This is a genomic window from Pseudarthrobacter sp., from assembly GCF_036675385.1.
GTDB lineage: Bacteria > Actinomycetota > Actinomycetes > Actinomycetales > Micrococcaceae > Arthrobacter.
On sequence record NZ_JAKFFD010000177.1, the window covers coordinates 19,381 to 37,219 of the forward strand.

Annotated in this window: 19 protein-coding genes and 1 riboswitch; of the genes, 17 read left to right on the plus strand and 2 right to left on the minus strand. The window is 65.3% G+C overall.

Going from position 1 to position 17,839, the window contains the following annotated elements; genetic code table 11:
- Positions 1–120 precede the first annotated feature (120 nt).
- Positions 121–1,524, minus strand: a complete 1,404-nt coding sequence (locus V6M49_RS15460) for a glucose-6-phosphate dehydrogenase (RefSeq protein WP_332761863.1) — start codon at positions 1,522–1,524, stop codon at positions 121–123.
- An 88-nt stretch (positions 1,525–1,612) separates the two neighbouring features.
- On the opposite strand from V6M49_RS15460, the gene ffh reads away from it, so the two are divergent.
- Entirely contained in the window at positions 1,613–3,193 is a 1,581-nt protein-coding gene (gene ffh / locus V6M49_RS15465) for a signal recognition particle protein (protein ID WP_141140882.1), read from the plus strand.
- A 103-nt stretch (positions 3,194–3,296) separates the two neighbouring features.
- Entirely contained in the window at positions 3,297–4,031 is a 735-nt protein-coding gene (locus V6M49_RS15470) for an alpha/beta hydrolase (protein WP_332761865.1), read from the plus strand.
- 4 nt (positions 4,032–4,035) lie between these two features.
- Here V6M49_RS15470 and thiC read toward each other — a convergent pair whose 3' ends face one another.
- The gene (gene thiC / locus V6M49_RS15475; protein ID WP_442959744.1) at positions 4,036–5,853 is read right to left on the minus strand and encodes a phosphomethylpyrimidine synthase ThiC; all 1,818 of its coding nucleotides are present in this window, start codon (positions 5,851–5,853) and stop codon (positions 4,036–4,038) included.
- A riboswitch (TPP riboswitch) is annotated at positions 5,848–5,955 on the minus strand. It overlaps the preceding gene by 6 nt.
- 155 nt (positions 5,956–6,110) lie before the next feature.
- Here thiC and V6M49_RS15480 point away from each other — a divergent pair.
- From V6M49_RS15480 to V6M49_RS15550, 15 genes are all read left to right on the plus strand, one after another.
- Entirely contained in the window at positions 6,111–6,986 is an 876-nt protein-coding gene (locus V6M49_RS15480; protein ID WP_332761869.1) for a VOC family protein, read from the plus strand.
- Positions 6,987–7,099: 113 nt separating this feature from the next.
- Positions 7,100–7,537: a hypothetical protein gene (locus tag V6M49_RS15485; RefSeq protein ID WP_210412308.1), complete on the plus strand. Its 438-nt coding sequence runs from the start codon at positions 7,100–7,102 to the stop codon at positions 7,535–7,537.
- Between the two features lie 211 nt (positions 7,538–7,748).
- Complete coding sequence (gene rpsP, locus V6M49_RS15490) at positions 7,749–8,165, plus strand: 30S ribosomal protein S16 (protein WP_056349101.1); 417 nt, start codon at positions 7,749–7,751, stop codon at positions 8,163–8,165.
- Position 8,166: 1 nt separating this feature from the next.
- On the plus strand, positions 8,167–8,409 hold the full coding sequence (locus tag V6M49_RS15495; RefSeq protein WP_056349097.1) for an RNA-binding protein: 243 nt from the start codon (positions 8,167–8,169) through the stop codon (positions 8,407–8,409).
- A 112-nt stretch (positions 8,410–8,521) separates the two neighbouring features.
- The gene (gene rimM, locus V6M49_RS15500; protein WP_332761886.1) at positions 8,522–9,067 is read left to right on the plus strand and encodes a ribosome maturation factor RimM; all 546 of its coding nucleotides are present in this window, start codon (positions 8,522–8,524) and stop codon (positions 9,065–9,067) included.
- Positions 9,068–9,940: a tRNA (guanosine(37)-N1)-methyltransferase TrmD gene (gene trmD / locus V6M49_RS15505; RefSeq protein ID WP_141140877.1), complete on the plus strand. Its 873-nt coding sequence runs from the start codon at positions 9,068–9,070 to the stop codon at positions 9,938–9,940. It abuts the gene before it with no gap.
- 243 nt (positions 9,941–10,183) lie between these two features.
- Positions 10,184–10,543 carry a 50S ribosomal protein L19 gene (gene rplS, locus V6M49_RS15510; protein WP_056349088.1) on the plus strand — a complete coding sequence of 120 codons (360 nt, stop codon included), beginning with the start codon at positions 10,184–10,186 and terminating at the stop codon, positions 10,541–10,543.
- Between the two features lie 85 nt (positions 10,544–10,628).
- Positions 10,629–11,306 carry a signal peptidase I gene (lepB, locus tag V6M49_RS15515; protein WP_332761876.1) on the plus strand — a complete coding sequence of 226 codons (678 nt, stop codon included), beginning with the start codon at positions 10,629–10,631 and terminating at the stop codon, positions 11,304–11,306.
- A complete protein-coding gene (gene lepB, locus V6M49_RS15520; RefSeq protein WP_332761877.1) occupies positions 11,307–12,158 on the plus strand; it encodes a signal peptidase I in 852 nt (283 codons plus the stop codon).
- An 8-nt stretch (positions 12,159–12,166) separates the two neighbouring features.
- A complete protein-coding gene (locus tag V6M49_RS15525; RefSeq protein ID WP_442959745.1) occupies positions 12,167–12,895 on the plus strand; it encodes a ribonuclease HII in 729 nt (242 codons plus the stop codon).
- Positions 12,896–12,988: 93 nt separating this feature from the next.
- Positions 12,989–13,315 (plus strand): DUF2469 domain-containing protein, encoded by a 327-nt coding sequence (locus tag V6M49_RS15530; protein ID WP_056349080.1) that lies wholly within the window; start codon positions 12,989–12,991, stop codon positions 13,313–13,315.
- A gap of 123 nt (positions 13,316–13,438) precedes the next feature.
- Positions 13,439–13,795, plus strand: coding sequence for a YraN family protein (locus V6M49_RS15535; protein WP_056349077.1), 357 nt, complete (start codon positions 13,439–13,441; stop codon positions 13,793–13,795).
- Positions 13,796–15,340 carry a YifB family Mg chelatase-like AAA ATPase gene (locus tag V6M49_RS15540; protein ID WP_332761880.1) on the plus strand — a complete coding sequence of 515 codons (1,545 nt, stop codon included), beginning with the start codon at positions 13,796–13,798 and terminating at the stop codon, positions 15,338–15,340.
- Between the two features lie 13 nt (positions 15,341–15,353).
- The gene (gene dprA / locus V6M49_RS15545) at positions 15,354–16,538 is read left to right on the plus strand and encodes a DNA-processing protein DprA (RefSeq protein ID WP_332761882.1); all 1,185 of its coding nucleotides are present in this window, start codon (positions 15,354–15,356) and stop codon (positions 16,536–16,538) included.
- Positions 16,539–16,588: 50 nt separating this feature from the next.
- On the plus strand, positions 16,589–17,515 hold the full coding sequence (locus V6M49_RS15550; RefSeq protein WP_141140871.1) for a tyrosine recombinase XerC: 927 nt from the start codon (positions 16,589–16,591) through the stop codon (positions 17,513–17,515).
- Positions 17,516–17,839: the final 324 nt, after the last annotated feature.

The following is a 17,839-nucleotide window of genomic DNA, read 5'->3' on the forward strand; positions in this document are numbered from 1 at the left end:
GCAAAGCAGACTGTTCCACACGAAAGAGCGGGCAGGGAACCTCAAAAGGCTCCCTGCCCGCTCTGTTTGTCGGGGCCTACAGAGCCGCCGCTCAGCCAGCCAGCCTTAGCCAGCGAGCACTTAGCCAGCCGCCGCGGAAGTTGGCCATCCGGCGGGACCGGCCGAACCGGCGTCGTACTTTTCCAGCGGCACCGTGCCCCGCTGCCAGGCCTTCAGCACCGGCTCCAGAATCCGCCAGCAGTCCTCCGCGGTGTCGCCGCGCACCGAGAGCAGCGGATCGCCGGTCAGGACGCCCTCCAGCACTTCGCCATAGGGCAGCAGCTCAGAAGCGCTGAGCTCCGCATTCAGCGTTGTACGGCTCAGGCTGAAGATGCTGCCGGGGCCGTTGACGTCGACGTCGAACGCCAGGGTATCCGGCCCGAACCCGATCCGCAGCTGGTTGGGGGAGTCCACGCCGGTGAATCCTGCCGGCAGATGCGGGACGGGGCGGAACGTGACCACAGCTTCCTTGCGTTTCACCCCGAGGGCTTTGCCCGACCGCAGGATGAACGGCACCCCCTCCCAGCGCCAGTTGTCGATGTCCACCCGGACTTCCGCCAAGGTCTCTGTCCCGCGGGCTGCGTCCACCCCTTCTTCCTGCGCATAATCCGGGACGTCCCGGCCGGCAATCGAACCCGCCGTATAGATGGCCCGGCGGGTGGAGTTCGCGTACGGCGCGCTGATGCTGCTGGCGCGCAGCACGGCGGCGATGGCGTCCCGGAGGTCCCGCTCCCCGATGGTGGCCGGAGGCTCAATGGCCATCAGGGCCATGATCTGCAGCAGGTGGCTCTGGATCATGTCGCGCAGGGCACCGGCGTTGTCGTAATACCGCGCCCTTCCCTCCAGTGCCAGGTCCTCGTCGAAGATGATCTCGACCTTCTCCACATGCTCGCGGTTCCAGACGGGTTCCAGGAAATTGTTCGCAAAGCGCAGGCCCAGGATGTTGAGCACCGTCGCCTTGCCCAGGAAGTGGTCCACCCGGTGAATGTGGTCCTCCGGCACCAGCTCGGCGAGTGTGTGATTGAGGGAACGGGCCGAGGCAACACTTGCGCCGAACGGCTTCTCCATCACCAGCCGTGTTCCGGCCGGAACCTGGTCGCGGTGCAGGGACTCGCAGGCCAGCTGGCTGACATGAGGAGGCAACGCAAAATAGATCGCGGTGGGGCCTTCCAGGCCTGCCAACAATGCCGCCAGGGCTCCGTCCGCCGTAACATCCAGCTGGTGGTAGGGGGTAGCTTCCGCCAAGGCGGTGAGTGCCTTCTTGCCAGCCGCGTCGGCGGCCTCCACGGCGGGGGCGAAGGCTTCGTGGACCCGGGTCCGCCACTGTTCCGGCGTCCAGGCATCGGAGCCGGCGCCCACCAGGGTTAGGCCATCGGCGCGGCCGCTCGCCACCAGCCGGGCCAGTCCCGGCAGCAGGAGGCGTCCCGTCAGATCGCCTGAGGCACCCAGAATGAGCAGGGTTTTTACACTTGTTGGGCTGGTCACCCTGCCAGCATGCCATCCGGCAAGCCCGACTTGGTACCCTAGATAGTCGAGTCCCCCCTGTAAATCCACTGAAAGAAGTGCGCGGCGCGTGTTCAATTCACTCTCTGACCGGTTGACAGCAACCTTCAAGAATCTCCGTGGCAAGGGCCGCCTCACTGAGGCCGACGTCGATGCCACAGTCCGGGAGATCCGCCGCGCCCTCCTGGATGCCGATGTCGCCGTTCCCGTGGTGCGTGAGTTTACGGCCCGCGTCCGCGAGCGTGCCCTCGGGGCAGAGGTATCGGGGGCGCTGAACCCCAGCCAGCAGATCGTCAAGATCGTCAATGAGGAACTCGTTGAGATCCTCGGTGGCGAGACCCGCCGGATCCGCCTTGCCAAGACCGGTCCCACCATCATCATGCTGGCCGGCCTCCAGGGTGCCGGTAAGACCACCCTGGCGGGCAAGCTCGCCAAATGGCTCAAGGCGCAAGGCCACAGCCCCCTGCTGGTGGCATGTGATCTCCAGCGGCCCAATGCCGTCACGCAGCTCCAGGTTGTCGGCAACCGCGCCGGCGTGCCCGTTTTCGCGCCGCACCCCGGAGCCACTTCGGAACTGGAGCACCCCGCTGGTGACCCGGTCGCCGTCGCCCGCGCCGGCGTTGAGGAAGCGCGCCAGAAGCTGCACGACGTCGTGATTGTTGACACCGCCGGGCGCCTCGGTGTTGACGCCGAGATGATGGAGCAGGCGAGCGAGATCCGCCGCGCCATCGTCCCCAATGAAGTGCTGTTCGTGATCGACGCCATGATCGGGCAGGACGCCGTGAACACGGCTGTGGCGTTTGACGAGGGTGTGAACTTCACCGGCATCGTGCTGTCCAAGCTCGACGGCGACGCCCGCGGCGGTGCCGCACTCTCGGTTGCGTCGGTCACCGGTAAGCCGGTTATGTTCGCCTCCACCGGCGAAGGCGTGGATGACTTTGAGCTGTTCCATCCGGACCGCATGGCCTCCCGCATCCTGGACATGGGTGACGTCCTCACCCTGATTGAGCAGGCCGAGAAGAACTGGGACAAGGACGAAGCCGCCCGGATGGCGAAGAAATTCGCCGACCAGGAAGACTTCACCCTGGATGACTTCCTCTCCCAGATGCAGCAGATCCGCAACATGGGCTCCATGAAGAAGATGCTCATGATGATGCCCGGTGCGCAGAACATCCGCGAGCAGCTGGAGAACTTTGACGAGCGCGAGATCGACCGTGTCGAAGCGATCGTGCGTTCCATGACGCCGCACGAACGCGTCGCCCCGAAGATCATCAACGGCTCCCGCCGGGCACGCATTGCCCGGGGTTCCGGCGTGCATGTCTCCGAGGTCAACGGCCTGCTGGAGCGTTTCGGCCAGGCCCAGAAGATGATGAAGAAGATGGCCCAGGGCGGCGGCATGCCCGGAATGCCCGGGATGCCTGGCATGGGCGGCCCCGGCGGTGCGCGGAAGGGCGGAAAGAACGCCCCGAAGAAGAAGGCCCGCTCAGGCAACCCTGCCAAGGCTGCCCAGGAGCTGAAGGACGCCGAGGCCCGGCGGGCCGGGGCGGGGAAGGCGCTCCCCACGGGGGCAGCGTTCGGCCAGCAGGGCGGCGACTTCGACCCGTCGCAGCTGAACCTGCCCAAGGGATTCGACAAGTTCCTCGGCAAGTAACCACCCCTCCCGACTGGGTAGCAGCAGGCGTCGTTGTGGGCACTCATAACAACACTGGCTGCTGCCCAATTGGGATGTCGGTGCCGTGGAATAGGGTTGGGTCATGTTCAAACAGCGGGTAGTGTTCGTGCACGGCGCCGGACCTTTCGGTGCCGCGGCGTGGCTGCGCCAGCACGGCATGGCCCTGACGTACGACGCCCTCTTCCTGCGGCGGCACGGTTTTGACCCCATCGCTGAACCCGTGGAGTCCTCGTTCTCCGAAGATACCGCCATCATCCTGCGCTCACTTGCCGATGACGGCCGCGGGGCCGCTGGGGGCCATGTTGTTGCCCACGCCGAGGGCGCGATTGCGGCCATGATGGCCGCCGTCGAACGCCCCGAACTGGTGTATTCCCTCACGCTGGTAGAACCGGCGTGCCTGTCCCTGACCGCCGAACTGCCGGCCACGGCCGCGCACCGCGCCCTGATGCAACCGCTGTTCGACGTCCGGCACGAGCTCAGCGATGAAGACTTCCAACGTGAGTTCGTGCGGCGAATGTTCGCGGCGGACCTGCAGGAGCCCGCCACGCCGGAGGAAAAACGGTCGGCGCGCCGGCTCCGGTTGCAGGCGCCGTCCTGGGATGCCCCGCTGCACATAGTTCCGGGCGTCCCCACCCTGGTCCTTACGGGTGGGTGGGAACCGCTCTACGAGGAAATCGCCGGATATCTGCAGGAAACCGGTGCCCTGCACCGCATCGCTGCGGGAGGACACCGGCCCCAGGACTCTGCCGAAGGTGACCGTGCCATCCGGTCCTTCATCGCCGACGTCGGCAGGTCACGCTCGGTTCAGGCTTCCTGAGCCGTCAGTTCCCGGCCGGGATCCGAAGCTCGGGGAGGTAGACCTTTCCGCCGGCGGCCAGGAACTCCGCACTCTTTTCGCGCATCCCGCTGTAGGCCTCGGCAATGGCCGCCTGCGAATCTGCCGAACCGTATTCGTCCCTGATGTCCTGGCTGATCTTCATGGAGCAGAACTTCGGGCCGCACATGGAGCAGAAGTGGGCGGTTTTGGCCGGTTCGGCCGGCAGCGTCTCGTCATGGAAGGCCTCCGCCGTGACCGGATCCAGGGACAGCGCGAACTGGTCGCGCCAGCGGAACTCGAACCGGGCCTTGGACAGTGCATCATCCCGCTCATGGGCGCCGGGGTGGCCCTTGGCAAGGTCTGCTGCGTGGGCGGCGATCTTGTAGGTGATCACTCCGGTTTTCACATCGTCCTTGTTCGGCAGGCCAAGGTGTTCCTTGGGCGTGACGTAACAAAGCATCGCCGTGCCGTACCGGGCGATTTCGGTGGCGCCGATGGCGGACGTGATGTGGTCGTAGCCGGGGGCAATATCCGTGACCAGCGGCCCCAGCGTGTAGAACGGGGCGCCCTTGCAGAGTTCCTGCTGGCGTTCCACGTTCTCCCGCACCAGGTGGAACGGGACGTGCCCGGGACCTTCCACCATGACCTGCACATCGAATTCCCACGCCCGCTGGGTCAGTTCAGCCAGGGTGTCCAGCTCGGCGAACTGGGCGGCGTCGTTGGCGTCCGCCGTCGCCCCCGGGCGCAGTCCGTCGCCCAGGGAGAACGCGACGTCGTACTTGGCGAAGATCTCGCACAGCTCGTCGAAGTGGGTGTACAGGAAGTTCTCCTGGTGGTGGGCCAGGCACCACCCGGCCATGATCGCGCCGCCCCGGGAGACGATGCCGGTGACGCGGTTGGCCGTCAGCGGCACGTAACGCAGCAGCACACCGGCGTGGATGGTCATGTAGTCCACCCCCTGCTCGCACTGCTCAATGACGGTGTCCCGGTAGATCTCCCACGTCAGGGCGTTGGCCTCGCCGTTGACCTTCTCCAGCGCCTGGTAAATGGGCACCGTACCGATGGGCACGGGAGAGTTGCGGATGAGCCATTCCCGGGTGGTGTGGATGTCATCGCCGGTGGAGAGGTCCATCACCGTGTCAGCTCCCCACTGCGTGGCCCACTGGAGTTTGTCCACTTCCTCGGCAATGGAGCTGGTCACGGCCGAGTTGCCGATGTTGGCATTGATCTTCACCAGGAAGGCCTTGCCGATGATCATCGGTTCGGATTCCGGGTGGTTGATGTTGTTGGGGATGATGGCCCGGCCGGCCGCCACCTCGCTGCGGACCAGTTCCACGTCGCAATTCTCGCGGAGGGCGATGAACTGCATCTCGGGGGTGATGACACCCTGCCGCGCATAGTGCATCTGGGTGACGGTCTTGCCTTCGACGGCGCGGCGGGGCACCGGTTGCGCGCCCTTCCACTCCGCAGAGGCGGCGCCGCGGCGCACTGCCGACTTGCCGTCGTCGAGCAGGTTCCGTTCCCGTCCGCTGTACGGCGCGGTGTCGCCGCGGGCGGCGATCCACTCCGAGCGGAACGGGTTGAGGCCCACCACCGGATCACTGCCCGGACCGGCCGTGCGGTAGGTCCGGAAAGGCCCGTTCGCCTCCCCGTTCGGCGACGGTTCCAGCGCGATCTCGGTCACGGGTACCCGGATCCCGGTGGCCTCATCGTTGATAAACGCCAGTGAGTGGGACTTCAGTGACTGGGTTTCAGGCTGGAGCTTTTGATCCACGTCGGCTTCATTTTGGGCAGGGATCAGCTGTGTTTCTTGTGTATTCAATGAATACTCACTTCCTTCGCCGGCATTACCCGGACAGGTTCAACGGTCGCAGGCTGCGTCAGCCCGATCTCAGCCCCTGCAAGGGCTCCCGTGTGGTCAAGTCGAAGCTACCACAGGCCGAGGGTGGACTGGTGACAGCAATCACCGGAAAGCGGTCGCAGTCTGTCTGCTCCGCCACTTGAATTAAATTGAAGCTTCAAGTAAATTGGAAGCATAGCCGCCTTCCATCCGAAGGCCAACGGACCGGGAGTTTTCACATGACTGCAGAAGCCACCAGCCGGGATCTCCTTCCTGCCGACCTCTCCATGGGCACCGTGATGCTCAAGGTGGGCGACATGAAGCTGATGACCGACTACTACCAGCGTGCGCTCGGCCTGGAGATCGTCGCGGAACAGGACGGCGGCGTCTATCTTGGCCGCCTTCAACGCCCGCTGGTCCATCTCGCGGCCGCCCCGTCCTTGAATCTGCCTGGCAGGGGAGAGGCCGGGCTGTTCCACACCGCACTGCTGTTTGACGACCAGGCTTCGCTTGCCGCCACGGTAGCCACCGCCGCCCAGTACGAACCCCGGTCCTTCACCGGCAGCGCCGACCACCTCGTCAGCGAGGCCTTCTACTTCAACGACCCCGAGGGCAACGGCGTCGAACTGTACTGGGACAGGCCCCGCGAAAACTGGTCGTGGAACGGGAAGGATGTAGTGATGGACAGCCTGGCACTGCCGCCGCAGCGCTACCTCGAGCAGCACCTGACCCAGGAATCCGTGGCGGGCCAGCGGGCCAGCGAAGCCGGTGTAGGCCACGTCCACCTCCAAGTGGGCGACGTCCAGTCAGCGCACGATTTCTACGTCGGCACGCTGGGCTTCGAAAAGACCGCCGGCTGGCACGGGCAGGCACTGTTTGTCTCCGCGGGCCGGTATCACCACCACATGGCCATGAACGTCTGGAACAGCCGCGGAGCCGGTCCCCGCAAGGACACCCTGGGCCTCGGCGAAGTGCTCATCGAGGTCCCTTCCGGGGATGACGTCGGAGCGCTCGCCGACCGCCTGAAGGGCGCCGGTGTGGCCTCGCACCACACGGGCGCCGAGCTTCGCTTCGAGGACCCGTGGCGCAACAATATCCGGGTCGCCGTCCGCTGAGTGCGGCTGCCAAGTGTGCGGCCTGCCTTGTACTAGGCTGATTCTGAACGGCCGGGGTGGCACTTGCTGCTGCTCTTCCAGGCCGCACCGTCGACGGAATGAGGGCTGTTCCCATGGGTTTCACTGAAATTTTTGTTTCCACTCACGATGCCGCGCTGAAGCGGGCGGGCGTCCTGGATGCAGGCGGCTCCCCGGCGGGCCAGGCCCTGCGGATTCCCGGAATCAGCGATTTCGAAATCGAGCAGCTTGGCGACCTTGCCGGCGTTGCTGTGCACGCCGGTGGCGCGGACTACGAGCTGGCCATGGTTGACGTGGCCAGCGATTCCCTCCTCGGGGTCCCGCCGGCCATGGTGCGTGCGCTCGCGGACCTGCTCAGCTACGAGACTGAAGGCGAAGGCAATGTCCTGGACGACGTCGCTGAAAAGTGGGCCGCCCAGGATGACATGCCGTTCGGCGTGGCCGAGGCCCGGACGTATGTCCAGCAGTTCGCTGAGCTTGCCAACTCCGTCGATGACGCCGCACGCACCGGGGTGTATGTCTGGTCGTCGTAGGCCGGCCGTGGCCCGCCGGGTCCGCCCGCTGCCCCATCCCGACGTGTCAAGTCGAAATCCGGACGCTGATCTGGCACAATAAACAGGTACTCGATCTGCGTGGCCCCTCTCTCCGCGTCCGGATCCTGTCCTTCGAACCCTCAAGTATGGCCCGCCCCACGGGTGCAGAACGTCGGTTCACCCCTTTTCTGAAACAGGAGTGACCACAAAAGTGGCCGTAAAGATTCGCCTTAAGCGCTTTGGCAAGATGCGCGCACCGTACTACCGCATCGTCGTCATGGACGCACGCTCCAAGCGTGACGGCCGTGCCATCGAAGAGATCGGCAAGTACCACCCCACCGAAGAGCCCTCATACATCGAGGTGGACACGGACCGTGCCCAGTACTGGCTCGGCGTCGGCGCACAGCCGTCCGAGCAGGTTGCCGCGATCCTGAAGATCACCGGTGACTGGCAGAAGTTCAAGGGCCTGCCGGGCCAGGAAGGCACCCTGAAGACCAAAGCTCCGAAGGCTGCCTTTGTTGCCCCGGAAAAGGGTTCCGTGATCATCCCGGAAGCCATCACCAAGAAGTCAAAGCAGTCTGACGCAGCCGAGGCCCCGGCCGAAGCAGAGACCACCGAGGCTGAGTAGATTGCTGGCAGAAGCGCTCGAACACCTCGTCCGGGGAATCGTTGATTCGCCGGAAGATGTCAAGGTCAGCTCGAAGAACAACCGCCGCGGGGACACCCTCGAGGTTCGTGTTCATCAGGATGACCTGGGACGGGTGATCGGCCGCCAGGGCCGCACCGCACGGGCATTGCGCACCGTTGTGGCGGCACTGGCAGACGGCGAGCCGGTCAGGGTCGACGTCGTCGATACCGACCGCCGCCGCTAAGCGCTCAGCAACATCAGTTTTTGCTCCGGCCCTTCCACCAGCAACGGTGGAGGGGCCGGAGTGCTTTCACCACAAGACCGTGGAGAATCCACAAACCGAAACAGAGGAACAGATGCAGCTTCAGGTGGCACGAATCGGCAAACCGCATGGAATCCGCGGCGAAGTGACGGTCCAGGTGCTGACCGACGCTCCGGGGGACCGGTTTGTTCCCGGTACCGAGTTTGTGGTGGAGCCTGCATCGGCCGGCCCGCTCATTGTTGAGGGTGCGCGCTGGAACAAGGACATCCTGCTGCTCGCATTCGAAGGAATCGAGACCCGCAACCAGGCAGAGACCCTGCGCGGCGCCAAGCTCTTCATCGAAACCGAAGAGCTGGACGAGGACGACGACGAAGGCTGGTACGAGCACGAACTGGTAGGGCTCGAGGCGCGCGTCGGGTCGCAGGTGGTCGGCAAGATCGCCGCCCTGCACACCTTGCCGGTCCAGGACCTGCTCGTGGTTGAAACGCCGGACGGCAAGGAAATCCTTGTCCCGTTTGTGGAGCAGATCGTTCCGGAGGTCAATGTGGCCGGTGGCTTCGTCCTGCTGACGCCGCCGGACGGTCTCTTTGAGGTCAACGACGGCGAAGCCGGCCCCGGTGAAGCGGAGGAAAACGCGTAGATGAGAATCGACGTCGTCAGTATCTTCCCGGAGTACCTGGCGCCCCTGGAGCTCTCGCTCATTGGCAAGGCCCGCCAGGACGGCCTGTTGGACCTGCGCGTCCATGACCTGCGTGATTTCACCACCGACAAGCACCGCTCAGTGGACGACACGCCGTACGGCGGCGGCGCGGGCATGGTGATGAAGCCCGAGCCTTGGGCGCAGGCGTTGGCTGCTGTTGCCGCAGCTGCTGTGGCCGGATCCGGTGAAGCCGCAGCGGGTGCCGAGGCCACGGCGGCCGAGCCCGCCAAACCGGTACTGATCGTCCCGTCGCCGGCAGGGGAGCGCTTCAACCAGGCCCTTGCCCATGAGCTCGCAGAAGAGGACCAGCTGGTTTTTGCCTGTGGCCGCTATGAGGGCATCGACGAGCGTGTCATCGAGTGGGCGGAAGAGCACTTCACGGTGCGCCCCATGAGCCTTGGTGACTATGTGCTGAACGGCGGCGAAGTAGCCGTTTTGGCCATGGTCGAAGCCATCGGCAGGTTGCTGCCAGGCGTCGTGGGCAACCCTGATTCCCTGGTGGAGGAGTCGCATTCGGACGGGCTGCTGGAATACCCCGTGTATACCAAGCCCGCCAGCTGGCGTGACCGGGATGTCCCGGCAGTGCTGCTGAGCGGCAACCACGGGAAGATCGCGCAGTGGCGCCGCCACGAGCAGTACCGGCGGACGGCGGAACGCCGTCCGGACCTCCTGGAAACGTTCGACGCAGGGAAGCTGCCACGTGCCGACCGGACGGCCTTCGCCGACCTCGGGTACGACGTCGTCGACGGTCACCTCCTGGCGCGACGGCAGGCTGATACCAGCACGGACACTGGAACCGACGCCTCAACCTGAACCGGCACGTCCGTGGTCCAAGGCGATTGGCTGTAGGCCCGCGAGTGTGGCAAAATTAGTCTTTGTGTCTGCTGGGTCCGCACCTGCCACAGGGGGAGCGCAACCAACAGCTGGACACCCCGGGATCTTCAATCAGTGAAGGAACCGGCCCCACTTAATTTTCGGCGGTAATTTCCGGTACTTCCGGGCTTGCCCGCCGTGACCCAAAGTGAATGACCTGTGGCGTTCACCAGGAGTGCAATTATGCATATTCTCGATTCCGTAGATGCAGCCTCGCTGCGCACCGATGTTCCTGTCTTCCGCGCGGGTGACACCCTCAAGGTTCACGTGAACATCATCGAAGGCAAGAACTCCCGTGTCCAGGTATTCCAGGGCTTCGTCCTGGGCCGCCACGGCGACGGTCTCCGCGAAACCTTCACCATCCGCAAGGTCTCCTTCGGCGTCGGTGTGGAGCGTACCTTCCCGGTGCACTCCCCGATCATCGACAAGATCGAAGTTGTCTCCAAGGGTGACGTGCGCCGCGCGAAGCTGTACTACATGCGCGACCTGCGCGGCAAGGCTGCGAAAATCAAGGAAAAGCGCGACTTCCAGCCCAAGAAGTAAGTTCCCCAGGGACCTACAAAGCAGGCCCCAGCCGTACCAGGCCAGCGCCGGAGCCCTTCGCAACAGCGCCCCAGGAATACGGATCATGGACCAGACAAAACGCCAGCCCAGACGAATGGGCTGGCGTTTTGCGTTCCTGGCAGTTCTCCTGGCCGTGGCTATCAGCGGGCTGGTCCGTTCCCTGTGGCTGGATGTCTATTACATACCGTCCGAATCCATGGAACCGGTCCTTGCGAAAGGGGACCGCATCCTGGTCTCCAGGACAGACTTCCATGCCGAACCCATCCGTCGGGGCGACATTGTGGTCTTCGACGGCAGGGGTTCGTTTGCTCCCCTGCACAGTGGGAAGGGCCCCCTTCTGGATTCCCTTGCAGCGGCCGGGCAGTGGCTAGGCCTGGCCGGCAGTGACACCACGTACGTCAAACGTGTCATCGGCATGCCAGGGGACACCGTGGTTTGCTGCGATGCAGACGGAAAGATCACCGTCAACGGTGAGGCACTCAACGAGCCGTATCTGTTCGACGGAGACAGCCCAAGCACGCAGGTCTTCAGCGCCGTGGTGCCCGACGGAAGGCTTTGGCTGCTCGGTGACCACCGCTCGGCATCCGCTGATTCGCGCAGCCTGCTCGGTGCGCCCGGCGGAGGCATGGTGCCAATGGACCATGTCATCGGCAGGCCGGTCCAGATCGTTTGGCCACTTGATAGATTTGCTGCAGTACCACGGCCGCCAGCGGCAGGATCAACAACAGAGGACGGACAGTAAATGCCCGAGAACAATGCCCGGACACCTGAGCCGCCTCGCGACGGCGCCCCCGGTGCCGACACCGACGGTATGTCCGCCAACGCGATTTCCGGCGACGGCACCTCCGACGGCGTGGCGGATGGCAGCCCGGCAGCGCCACAGTCCGGCAGGCGATCCGCGGCACCGACTTCCGAGCCCGCCGCCCCCAGCCAGCTCTTTGTCTGGCTGAAGGAGGTTGCCACGGTAGTGGTGATCGCCGTGGTGCTGTCCTTCCTGATCAAGACGTTCCTGTTCCGCGCGTTCTATATTCCGTCCGAGTCCATGGTCAGCACCCTGGACGTCAACGACCGCATCTTCGTGAACCTGCTGGTTCCGGAGCCGTTTTCCCTCTCACGCGGGGACGTTGTGGTCTTCCGTGATACCAAGGGCTGGCTGAGCACCGCACCGGAGGAACCGAATGGACCTTTCACCTGGGTCCAGGGCGGCCTGATATTTGTGGGACTGCTGCCGGACAACTCCGAGCAGCACCTCGTCAAACGTGTCATCGGGCTTCCCGGTGACAAAGTGATCTGCTGCGACGACGGCGGTAAACTGACCATCAACGGATCTCCTATTGATGAAACCTATGTCAACGGGGCTGAGGAACCGCAGATCCGTGCTTTCGACGTCGTTGTTCCGGAAGGAAAGGTCTGGGTCATGGGCGATAACCGGAACCACTCCGCGGATTCCCGCTCGCACCTGGAATCCAATGGCGGATTCGTCGACCTCGTGGACGTAGAGGGCAAAGCCGCCGTCATCGCATGGCCGTTGAACCGGATCACTGTCCTTGACAATTATCCGGCCGTCTTCCGGAACGTGCCTGCGGGAGGCTAGGAGTGTCAGTGATTCCGGCCACCGGGTCCGAGGCTCCAGCCCGCAAGACGGACGGGGTCCGCTCCAAAGCACCGACGCTCCGGCATGAGAGGACGTTCAAAGCGCAGGGCGCCCGTTACCTGGCCGGCGTGGACGAAGTGGGACGGGGGGCGCTGGCAGGACCGGTGAGCGTCGGAATCGCCGTCGTGGACCTCCACACCCAGAAGCCCCTGGCCGGGGTGCGGGACAGCAAGCTCCTCAGCCCCGCCGAACGGGAACGGCTGGAACCGCTGGTCAGACGCTGGAGTGTTGCGTCCGCCGTCGGACACGCTTCCGCGCGGGAGATCGACGCATTGGGCATTATCGCTGCGCTGCGGCTGGCCGGTACGCGCGCCTGGCAGGACATCCTTGCGGCTGGCATCAGCCCAGATGTGGTGCTGCTCGATGGCAGCCACAACTGGCTCTCGCCCGCGGGGCAGCCTTCCCTGTTTGACGAGCCACCCATGGATTTCGCGTGCCTTGCCCCGGTCCACACCAAGATCAAGGCGGACATGCAGTGCCTGAGCGTGGCCGCAGCCAGCGTGATTGCGAAGGTGGAACGCGATGAGCAGATGCGCGGCCTGCACGGCGAATACCCCGAGTTTGGCTGGGACGTCAACAAGGGCTACGCCACGGCAATTCACCGGGACGCGCTCCGCGCCGCCGGAGCCACACCGTACCACCGGGTGAGTTGGAACCTCCTGGGCGGCGAACTCTGATTCCGTGCCGCTCCAGTGCCTGCCGCACTGGTCTGGAGCTCATGTGGCGGGGACGCTGCGACTGCGGCGCCCTGGATGGTGCAAGATGGAAGCATGAGTGCAGAGGATCTTGAAAACTATGAAACCGACATGGAGCTGCAGCTCTACCGTGAATACCGCGATGTTGTCGGGCTCTTCAGTTACGTTGTCGAGACCGAACGCCGCTTTTACCTCGCAAACCACGTTGACCTGCAGGCCCGAAGCGCCGACGGCGAGGTCTACTTCGATCTGACGCTCCAGGATGCCTGGGTGTGGGATGTGTACCGTTCGGCACGGTTCGTGAAGACAGTCCGTGTCCTGACGTTCAAGGATGTCAACGTCGAAGAACTGCCCCGCAACGAGGAACTTGCCCTGCCGAAGGACGCTGACCTCGGCAACTGACGCCGGCCCACTGCTCCTCCACAGCCCCGCTGTATTGGGGCCGTTTTCCCGTGTTGCCCACATACGCGAATAGCCTGCTGTCCTCCGCTGTCCTGCCACTGCAGGCTGGTTGCGGAGGTAGAAATGAAATCCAAAGACCTGTTGGGCCGGCGCGGCGAGGAACTCGCGGCCGGCTATCTTGAATCGCTCGGCATGCTGGTGGTGGAACGCAACTGGCGCTGCGCCGAGGGTGAAATAGACATTGTGGCCCTGGACGGTGACGCCCTGGTCATCGCAGAGGTGAAAACCCGCCGTTCCCTGGACTACGGGCACCCGTTCGAAGCCGTGGGGCCGGACAAACTCGCCCGGCTGCATCGGCTCGGTTCGGCGTGGTGCCGGGACCGGGAGCTTCGGATGCCGCTACGGCGCGTGGACGTCATTGCCGTGGTGGACGACGGCGGCGGCGAACCCCTGGTGGAACACCTCAAGGGGGTGGGGTAGATGGCGCTGGGCCGGGCCTACTCCGTGGCGCTGGTGGGATTGAACGGGTACATCGTCGAGGTAGAAGCCGATATTGGCCAGACCCTGCCGGCATTCGTGATCCTGGGCCTCCCGGACGCCGCCCTCAACGAGGCCAAGGAGCGCATACGTTCCGCGGCCAAGAATTCCGGAATTCCGCTGAGCCGGCGGAAGATCACGGCCAACCTCATCCCCGCGTCGCTGCCCAAACGCGGTTCCGGCTTCGACCTTGCCGTGACCATGGCAGTCCTGAGGGCCGCAAATGACATCAAGCCCACCGGCCGGACCGTCTTCATCGCCGAACTCGGGCTGGATGGCCGGCTACGGCCGGTGCGCGGCATCCTGCCGGCAGTGATGGCGTCGGTGCAGGCCGGCTATCCGGACGTGGTGGTCGCGCACGCCAACCTCGGCGAAGCATCGCTGGTCCCTGGAGCCAACGTCAAGGGGTACCGCACGCTGGCGCGGCTGGCGCTCGACTTCGGTGCAGACCCGCAAGAGCTCGCACTGGACTTCGAGCCGGAGGACGAGGCCGGTCATGGGGACTCCGAACCGGGGGCCCAGGCTGTTCCTGACATGGCCGACGTCTCCGGCCAGGGCGAAGCCAGACGCGCGCTCGAGGTGGCCGCTGCCGGGGCCCACCACCTGCTCCTGACCGGACCTCCGGGTGCGGGCAAGACCATGCTGGCCGAAAGACTTCCCGGTCTCCTGCCGGACCTTGCCGACAATGAGGCCATGGAAGTCACCGCCATCCACTCCCTCTGCGGCCTTCCCTCATCCGCCGTTCAGCTTGTGCGGCGGCCGCCGTTCGAAAACCCGCATCATTCGGCCACAGCCGCCGCCATTATCGGCGGGGGATCGGGGTTGCCGCGCCCGGGTGCGGCGTCGCGGGCACACCGCGGTGTCCTGTTCCTGGACGAGGCCCCGGAATACGAACGGCGCGTCCTGGACGCCCTCCGCCAGCCCCTGGAGAGCGGGGAGCTGGTCATTCACCGCTCGGCAGGAACGGCAGCCTACCCTGCCCGGTTCCAGCTGGTCCTTGCCGCCAATCCCTGTCCCTGCGGCAAGGCTTCGGGAAAGGGCCTGGACTGCACATGTACGCCCACGATGCGGCGCCGCTACGTGGCCAGGATGTCCGGTCCGCTGCTGGACCGGGTGGATATCCAGCTGCAGGTGGAGCGCGTGTCACTGGCCGACTTCGGCCAGGCGGGCGCCGAAGAAGACACAGCCGCCGTGGCACGGAGGGTAGGCGACGCACGCCGGCGCCAGGCCGAACGGCTGCGGCCCCTGGGAATGGAAACGAACTCGCAGGTGCCCGGCCGAATTCTGCGCGGCCCACTGCGGTTGCCGGCCGGCGCCACGCGGATCCTGGACCACTCACTGGAGCGGGGCGTGCTGACCGCCAGGGGCTATGACAGGGTTCTCCGGCTGGCCTGGACCCTGGCGGACCTGTCGCAACGCGACATGCCCGACACCAACGACATCGGCCAGGCCCTTGGCCTCCGGCAGGCTGCCTCGGCAGCTGCGTGAAGGAAGAAACCACATGGACAACGAACGGATCGCCCGGGCCGCCCTGTCGCGGCTCATGGAACCGCAGGACGCGGCCGGACTGGCCCTGGTACAGGCCACCGGCGCACCCGACGCCTTGAAAATCGCCACGGGCCAGGCGGCCGCCGGCCCGGCACTGGAGCGGGAGATCACCGGACTGCTGGCGGACAACGGCGCCGGAACCAGCTGGGCGGGGATGGCTGCCTCCCTCAAACGCTGGGCTCCCCGCATTCCGGATCTGGCGCCCGAGCGTGACCTTGCCACCATGGCACGCCTTGGCGGCCGGCTGATTATCCCGTCGGATGACCTCTGGCCTGCCCAGCTCGGGGACCTTGGGATGCAGGAGCCCATCTGTCTTTGGTGGCGGGGCCTGGAACAGGAGCTTCCCGGTCCGGCCCGGAGCGTGGCGCTGGTGGGATCCCGCGACAGCACCAGCTACGGCGCCTCGGTGACCGGGGACCTCGCCTACTCCCTGGCTCAGCGGGGCTTCACCGTGGTTTCCGGGGGCGCATACGGCATCGACGCCCACGCGCACCGGGCAGCACTGGCCGGGGGATCAGCGGCGGTGCCTACCATCGCGGTGATGGCTGGTGGTGTGGACCGGTTTTACCCGTCCGGCAACGAGGATCTCCTGAGGGCGGTCTGCAACCAGGGAGCGCTGCTCGCAGAGGTGCCGCCAGGGTCGGCGCCCACCCGCTACCGCTTTCTCCAGCGGAACAGGCTGATCGCGGCCTTGGCCGCAGTGACGGTGGTGGTCGAAGCGCGCTGGCGGTCCGGTGCGCTGAACACGGCCCACCACGCGGAGACGCTTGGCCGCGCGGTGGGAGCTGTGCCGGGGTCCGTGCACAGCGCCAACTCCGCCGGCTGCCACCGGCTGCTCCGGGATGGCGGGGCTGTCTGCGTGACTGACGCCGCTGAGATCGCCGAACTGGCATCCCCAAGCGGCGTGGGTCTTGCGGCGCCCGGGACAGCGCATGCGGCCGACCATGACGGACTGACCTTGGAGGATCTGATCCTTCTGGACGCCCTGCCGCTGCGGTCCACCACGTCCGTGGACAAGCTCTGCGCAGTGGCCGGCCTCAGTGCGGACTCCGTGCGGGCCGGGCTGGGCAGGCTAGGCCTGCTGGGGCTCGCAGCTTCAGAAAGGGGCGGCTGGAAACGGGCCAAGGAATTAGCGTAGTTGCCTGTGTCCGGCACGGGATTCCCGCGGAGTTCTGGGACAGTGGAACAGTGCAGAATCAGGAACTGTCCCGGGCATTTGAGCAGGCACTTGCCGACTTCGCCAGATACCTGACCGCCGAGCGGGCCCGGTCCGGGCATACGCTTCGGGCATACCTGTCCGATCTTCGAGGCCTCCTGGAATACGCCACCTCCGAGGGCGTCACGGATCTGCCGGAACTGGAGCTGGGCACTCTCCGACGCTGGCTCGGGGCGCAGAGCCAGGCCGGGATATCCCGGGCCACCCTTGCGCGGAGATCGGCCACCGCGCGATCCTTCACCACATGGGCCATGCGGGAAGAACTCATCGAGACCGACCCTGCCCTCCGTCTCAGGGCTCCCAAGGCGGAAAAGTCACTGCCCGGGGTGCTGCAGTCCCACCAACTCCTCAGGCTGCTGGACAGTCTGGAAGAAGCCGCGGCTGAAGGGTCGCCGGTGCCGGTGCGCAACCGGGCCATGGTGGAGCTCCTATACGCCACGGGGCTGCGGGTGGGGGAGCTGGCCGCCTTGGATGTGGACGATCTCAACCCGGACCGCCGGACCCTGCGGGTGGTCGGCAAGGGCAACAAGGAACGGACGGTTCCCTACGGCGTCCCGGCCGCTGTGGCCGTGGACGACTGGCTCCGCAGGGCCAGGCCGCTCCTGGCGACCGGCCACAGCGGACCGGCGCTTTTCCTGGGCACGAGAGGAAACCGTGTTGACCAGCGCCAAGTCAGGACCGTGGTGAATGCACTCTTCGAAGCTTTGGGCGACACCTCGGCGACCGGCCCGCACGCGCTGAGGCATACTGCGGCAACGCACCTGCTCGATGGCGGGGCGGATCTTCGTGCGGTCCAGGAAATACTGGGCCACAGCAGTCTCGCCACCACGCAGATCTACACCCATGTGTCCGTTGAACGGCTCCGGAGCAGCTACCAGCAGGCCCATCCCCGGGCCTGAGCGCCAGGGATTACCGCCAACGCGGGGTAATTCCAGGACCGTGTCACCTATGGCGAATCGCACTGGCGTAATTACGCGGCGTACGGCACAATAAGAGTCACGTCCGGCAACTTTCAAGTTTCGCTTGAAGCTACTTCGCTTCGCGCGTCACCCGCAAGTCCGGACACAGCTTAATAATCAGGGAACACCGCCGCTGGAACGTACAGCACCGGGCAGTTTCATCCAGGCAGAGGTCGTTGGGGAAGACGTACCTACAGCTATGGAGGATGGAATGTCTGTTGCAATGACCCGCGGTGTGCTGTTTGTTCACTCAGCCCCTACAGC

What these genes read in the sequence shown, in the direction of transcription:
- lepB (WP_332761877.1), top strand. Translation starts at nt 11,307, where the DNA reads ATGCCCGAGAACAATGCCCGGACACCTGAGCCGCCTCGCGACGGCGCC.
- lepB (WP_332761876.1), top strand. Translation starts at nt 10,629, where the DNA reads ATGGACCAGACAAAACGCCAGCCCAGACGAATGGGCTGGCGTTTTGCG.
- rplS (WP_056349088.1), top strand. Translation starts at nt 10,184, where the DNA reads ATGCATATTCTCGATTCCGTAGATGCAGCCTCGCTGCGCACCGATGTT.
- rimM (WP_332761886.1), top strand. Translation starts at nt 8,522, where the DNA reads ATGCAGCTTCAGGTGGCACGAATCGGCAAACCGCATGGAATCCGCGGC.
- V6M49_RS15470 (WP_332761865.1), top strand. Translation starts at nt 3,297, where the DNA reads ATGTTCAAACAGCGGGTAGTGTTCGTGCACGGCGCCGGACCTTTCGGT.
- V6M49_RS15535 (WP_056349077.1), top strand. Translation starts at nt 13,439, where the DNA reads ATGAAATCCAAAGACCTGTTGGGCCGGCGCGGCGAGGAACTCGCGGCC.
- V6M49_RS15540 (WP_332761880.1), top strand. Translation starts at nt 13,796, where the DNA reads ATGGCGCTGGGCCGGGCCTACTCCGTGGCGCTGGTGGGATTGAACGGG.
- dprA (WP_332761882.1), top strand. Translation starts at nt 15,354, where the DNA reads ATGGACAACGAACGGATCGCCCGGGCCGCCCTGTCGCGGCTCATGGAA.
- trmD (WP_141140877.1), top strand. Translation starts at nt 9,068, where the DNA reads ATGAGAATCGACGTCGTCAGTATCTTCCCGGAGTACCTGGCGCCCCTG.
- V6M49_RS15480 (WP_332761869.1), top strand. Translation starts at nt 6,111, where the DNA reads ATGACTGCAGAAGCCACCAGCCGGGATCTCCTTCCTGCCGACCTCTCC.
- V6M49_RS15485 (WP_210412308.1), top strand. Translation starts at nt 7,100, where the DNA reads ATGGGTTTCACTGAAATTTTTGTTTCCACTCACGATGCCGCGCTGAAG.
- V6M49_RS15530 (WP_056349080.1), top strand. Translation starts at nt 12,989, where the DNA reads ATGAGTGCAGAGGATCTTGAAAACTATGAAACCGACATGGAGCTGCAG.